The sequence below is a fragment of the Stakelama marina genome, from assembly GCF_018122655.1.
Taxonomy (GTDB): Bacteria; Pseudomonadota; Alphaproteobacteria; order Sphingomonadales; family Sphingomonadaceae; genus Sphingomonas; species Sphingomonas marina.
Window position 1 is genome coordinate 1 of the sequence record NZ_JAGRQC010000008.1, and the last position, 5,329, is coordinate 5,329.

The 5,329-nt window shown below is 59.3% G+C and carries 3 protein-coding genes and 1 pseudogene; 1 reads left to right on the plus strand and 3 read right to left on the minus strand.

Going from position 1 to position 5,329, the window contains the following annotated elements; all coding sequences use genetic code 11:
- Positions 1 to 217 (minus strand): annotated as a pseudogene (locus tag J7S20_RS16210) (AAA family ATPase); the annotation flags it as partial.
- A gap of 415 nt (positions 218 to 632) precedes the next feature.
- On the opposite strand from J7S20_RS16210, the gene J7S20_RS16215 reads away from it, so the two are divergent.
- Positions 633 to 3,836 (plus strand): TonB-dependent receptor domain-containing protein, encoded by a 3,204-nt coding sequence (locus J7S20_RS16215; protein ID WP_284055294.1) that lies wholly within the window; start codon positions 633 to 635, stop codon positions 3,834 to 3,836.
- 355 nt (positions 3,837 to 4,191) lie between these two features.
- Here the strand turns inward: J7S20_RS16215 and J7S20_RS16220 are convergent, their stop codons facing one another.
- Complete coding sequence (locus tag J7S20_RS16220; protein WP_284055292.1) at positions 4,192 to 4,752, minus strand: hypothetical protein; 561 nt, start codon at positions 4,750 to 4,752, stop codon at positions 4,192 to 4,194.
- A 116-nt stretch (positions 4,753 to 4,868) separates the two neighbouring features.
- A partial coding sequence (locus J7S20_RS16225) for an AAA family ATPase (protein ID WP_284055293.1) occupies positions 4,869 to 5,329 on the minus strand: 461 nt, incomplete at its 5' end.

The following is a 5,329-nucleotide window of genomic DNA, read 5'->3' on the forward strand; positions in this document are numbered from 1 at the left end:
AATCGACCACGCGTCCCTGACCGTCGGTCAACCGGCCGTCGTCGAGTACCTGCAACAACACGTTGAATACGTCGTTATGCGCCTTCTCGACCTCGTCGAACAGCACGACCTGATACGGCCTGCGGCGCACCGCCTCGGTCAGGACGCCGCCTTCCTCATACCCGACATAGCCCGGAGGCGCGCCGATCAGCCGCGCGACCGCGTGCTTTTCCATGACTCGCTCAGTTTGGCTGATGGTGTCGGAAACATGATCGAACGCCAAAAGTTCGATCGCTATCGACCATCCGTGCGTCGTGCCGTTGATACAGTGAAATAAGAATATCAGAATTGCTGTAGGAGTGTAATAAACATACATTCGCGATGTGCCATTGTGTCATTATGGCGACAGTTCCCTTCAAACTCCCCACGCATGGCGCCGGGCATTCTTTACAGTTGTTCAATCGCCGTTCATCAAATTGGCACGTCGCTTTCGCTCTCCTCACTGGGGATGAGCGGAAGCGGCTAGGGATCGTTCGTCTGCGTATCGCGCATTCGCGGCCGCGGACGGACCAAACAAGGGGAACCCATCTGTGAATAGCAATTCAAAGTCTTCCTTGAGGAAGCTCCGCGGTAGCACCGCGCTCCAGGCTTTGGTGCTGGTCGGCGCAGTTGCTGCTTTTGCATCGCCCGCAGCGGCGCAGTCAAACGACAGCAACAGCCAAACGACCCAGTCTGACAGCACCAGCCAGTCCGGGGCCGCCGATCAGTCGACCGTGCCGACCCAGACGGACACAGCTTCCGTTGCCGATACGGGCGCTGGAGAGATTGTCGTCACCGGATCGCGCATTCGCCGCAAGACGTTCGAGACGGTGGAGCCAGCCGTCGTTCTGGATGATCAGTTCATCCAGGATCGTGGCTTCACAAACGTTGCAGAGGCGCTGAATCAGCAGCCTGGTTTCGGTATACCCGGCGCGTCGACTGCTGATGCCCAAGGTATCAACAACGTCGGCGCTAATTACGTCAACTTCTTCGGCCTTGGCTCACAGCGGACGCTGACCGTTGTAAACGGGCGCCGCTTTGTGGGGTCGAACGCGCCGGCAGCAGGCAATGCGGGCGCGCCGGGGCTTCAGGTCGACCTCAACACGATTCCGTTGGAGCTGGTCGATCGGATCGAGACCATTTCGGTTGGCGGCGCTCCGACCTACGGCTCGGACGCTATCGCGGGCACGGTCAACATCATCCTGAAGCAGGACTATCAGGGCATGGACCTGACTTCGTCCTACGGCATCTCGCAGCGCGGTGATTATGCCGATTTCCGCATCGCCGGTACGGTTGGCGGCAATTTTGCCGAGGGCCGCGGCAACGTCGTGGTCTCGGTCGAGCATGAGCATCAGGAAGGTCTGATCCAGGCCGACCGGACGAAGTTCAATCCTCCGCTTTCGTTCCAGCCCAACCCGAACAACACTGGGCCGAATGACGGTATTCCGGATCGCGTGCTTATCTCCGATCCCCGGGTAACGTTTGCGACGTTCGACGGACTGCCGGCGCTCTTCTTCGGCAATCCCTTCATCGGTGCGCCTATCCAGGACAGCTCCGGTAACATTTTGCAGTTCACCAGCAATGGCCGACTGCGGCCGTTTGACCCCGGTACCCAGTATGGCCTTGTGTTCTCGCAGGGGGGTGACGGCATCTCGCTGAGTGATCTCGGCAACCTTTACACGCCGATCGATCGCACGATCGTGACCGGCCTCGGCCATTATGACGTCACCGACGGTGTCACCGCCTATGTCGAGACGATCTACGCTCATAGCCGTGCGAACGATCAGATCAGCCAGGCCGTTTGGCAGACCGACTTCTTTCCCGACGATAGCGGCGCGGTACGGTTCAACGTAACCAATCCGTTTCTTGACGCCGGTACGGCGTCGATCATCCAAGACAATTGCACGGCAAACGGCTTGGGAGCGGACCCGGCGAACTGCGACTTCTTTGTCGCTCGAGAAGGTCGTTCGCTAACCACGGGTAACAACGAAACGCGGCAGAATCTCTTCCGTGTCGTGACTGGTCTGCGCGGCGATGTCGATCTGATGGATCGCACTTGGCACTATGACATGTCGTTCAACTATGGGCGGACCGAGGCCAACTCGCAGTACAATGATATCGATCAGCGTCGGTTCGACTATGCTCTCGACGTTCAGGCGCTGACTGCCGGAACGATTGCGGGTCTTGATCCCAACGGGTTGTACAATGTCAGCCGCGCGGGCAATGTCATCATGGGCCTTGGCCAGGGTGAGGTGCAGCCGGGTGATATCGTCTGTACCGTGCAGGTCACGCCGCCGGCTCAAGCGGGCGGCGCGAACAGTGTCCCCGATCAGGCGCCGATCCGCGATGCGAAGGAATGTGTTCCGCTGAACTTCTTCGGTGAGGCGAATACCAGTGCTGCGGCCCGCAACTACATCTCGGCTCCGCTGCAGGCCTCCAGCCTTATCGAACAGAAGATTTTCGAAGCATATGCTTCGGGTGAGCTGTTCGATGTCTGGGGCGGTGCGGTCGGACTTGCGTTCGGCTATCAGCATCGCGAAGAATCGGCGTCGTTTAACCCGGATGTCGGTTATCTGACGGATATCGGCCGTAATCAGGGCACAAGTGCTACTGCGGGCGGCTTCAAGACGAATGAAGTCTATGGCGAGCTGAGCATCCCGCTGGTGAGCCGTGACACGAACCTCCCGGTTGTCAGCTCCGTGCTTGCAGAAGCCAAGGGCCGGTATGTCGACAACAGCACGTCGGGCGGCGACTGGACGTACACCTTCGGTGGCCGGCTAGGCGTGTTCGATGATTTCCTGACCATCCGCGGCAACTACACGCGGTCGATCCGCTCGCCTGCTCTCGTCGAGCTGTTCCTTCCGACCAGCACGACGTTCAGCTTCGCGAATGACCCGTGCGATCAGTCGAACATCACGGCAGGAAATAATCCCCAGAATCGTGAAGCCAATTGTCGCGCAGAAGCGGCGGCGCTTGGCTATAACGGCATTGCGTCCTTCCAGTCGGACATCATCAACGGTACCCGCAAGGGAACGACCGGCGGTAATGCGGACCTGAAGAACGAGATTGCCGATTCGTACACGATCGGGGCGATCATCGCGCCGCCGATGATCCGCGGTCTGTCACTCGCGGCCGACTATGTGAACATCAAGATCAAGGATGCGATTTCCTCGCTGAACCTGACCTCGGTGATGGAGGCCTGCTACGACTCGGCCAATTATCCGAACCAGTACTGCAATCTCTTCTCGCGCCTTCCGGGTAGCGATCCGGCTCGGCCTTTCCAGGTCGCGGATGGCTTCTCCACCGGGTACAAGAATGCGGGTTATCTGAACTTCCAGGCTGTCCAGGGCCAGTTGACCTACCGGACTGATATTGGCCGGACATTTGGAAGTGGTCAGGATCTGGGGCAACTTACCGTGAACGCGCAGGTTTTCCGGCTGATTCAGCGTGAAACCTCTGTCACCGGTTATGACCTCTCGATCGCAACCGGCACGATCGGCAATCCGAAATGGTCGGGCCAGCTGAACATCGGCTGGGACCTGGGCAAGGTCACCTTGTTCTCGCAGACGCGGTATATCGGAAAAGCCATTTTCTCGAACAACGACACAGCGGAATCGCGAGACGTTCCGGGTGTCCCGGCCTATTGGCTTGAGAATATTTCGGTCAGTTTCCACCCAACCGATACGTTCGAGATGCAGCTGAACGTGAACAATCTTTTCGATACGCATCAGCCATATGCGGCCGGAGCATCGGGTTCGTATTATGTCTACGATCAGATTGGCCGCTACTATCGCGCTACCGCGAAGCTTCACTTCTGAGCGCAGGATATCAACCAACTTTGGAAGGGGGGGCTTCGGCTCCCCCTTTTTTTGTCCGGCGTTGATACCGGCCGGACTGCGATATCGATAGCATCGGCAGCATGTCGTGGTGAGGTTGCAGCAGACAGGTGCATAGATAGGAACGGCAAAAGCGAGGCCGTCGATCCGGCAGCTGCGGCAGGAACGCTCGTGCCGGTCGCAAGACTAACGGACCGCCAGGCGCTCAACTGTTGCTTGACAAGGGCTGCCCGCCGGTTTCCGCCGGAGGCGTTCGGCCCAGTTCACCGGCTAGCGGGAAGCGCTTTCCATCTTTGGCGGGAGCGCGTGGATTCGGGATTCGAACCCTACCGACGCGTCAGCGCATCCGTTGGACCGCGAAATAGCCCGTACGGTCTTCGATGGTCATCTTGTAACCGCCGAGTGCGGTCTTGTTGATCTCGACCTTCCAGCCGGGCCTCAGGATGCCGCGATAATGGGAGCCTGCTGTCTCTCGCCAAATCTGGCCGTTCGTCAGCATGAATACCTTGTGGCCGGCGGCGTCGGTCAGGATTTCGCCAATTGTGCTCGAAAGCCGCTGGCGCTGGGCGGCTTCGTCTTCTTGCTGTGCGGGGTTGCCAACCGTATCGGTCGTCGGAGCCTCGGTTTGCTCTTTCTCTTGTTCGCGACGGTTTTCGACCTGCAATGGCGTTAAACCGAATTCCTCCTTCTGGCGACGAACCCGCTCCTCGCGATTCACCTTCTGCGTCGTTTCGGCGTCCGTGAGAGCGCTGTCATAGCAGGCGAGCCGCTTCATCGGCTCCTCGATCTTGCGGCAAGCGCGGAGTACGTCGAGCGGATCCTTTTCGCGGGCAAGGCTTGCAGGGGCCCAGACGGTGCTTACGGCGAGCGCAGCCGCAATCGAACGTTTCAGCGCCATCAAAAACCCCCTCATCCACGCTCTACGAACCGGCTCTGTCGCGTGTGAACGAAACCGGACACGAATACTCTCTTGGTGAAACGCCGATTGCAAGCGCGATTTCCTGCACCCTGTTCCTATCCGGCGACGCTCAGCACCAGCCCCCCATCGCCTTCATCGACCTTCACCGTCGCGCCGTCCTTGACCTTGCCCGACAGGATCATGTCGGCCAGCGGGTCCTGCAGATATTTCTGCACCGCCCGTTTCAGCGGGCGGGCGCCATAGACCGGGTCGTAACCGACACGGCCCAGCCAGTCGCGCGCGGCGGCGGTCAGGTCGATCTCGATCTTGCGATCGGCGAGCAGTTTCTGGACACGGCTCACCTGGATATCGACGATCGGCGCCATATGCTCGGCGCCCAGCCGGTGGAACAGGATGATCTCGTCGAGCCGGTTGAGGAACTCTGGCCGGAAATGGCTGCGCACCACCTCCATCACCTGCGGCTCGACATCCTCGACCTTCTGCCCGTCGGACAGGTTGGTGAGGAAATTCGACCCCAGGTTCGACGTCAGGATGATGATCGTGTTCGAAAAATCGT

Excerpts from the sequence above, each read along its gene's own strand:
- J7S20_RS16220 (WP_284055292.1), bottom strand. The coding sequence starts at position 4,752 with ATGGCGCTGAAACGTTCGATTGCGGCTGCGCTCGCCGTAAGCACCGTC.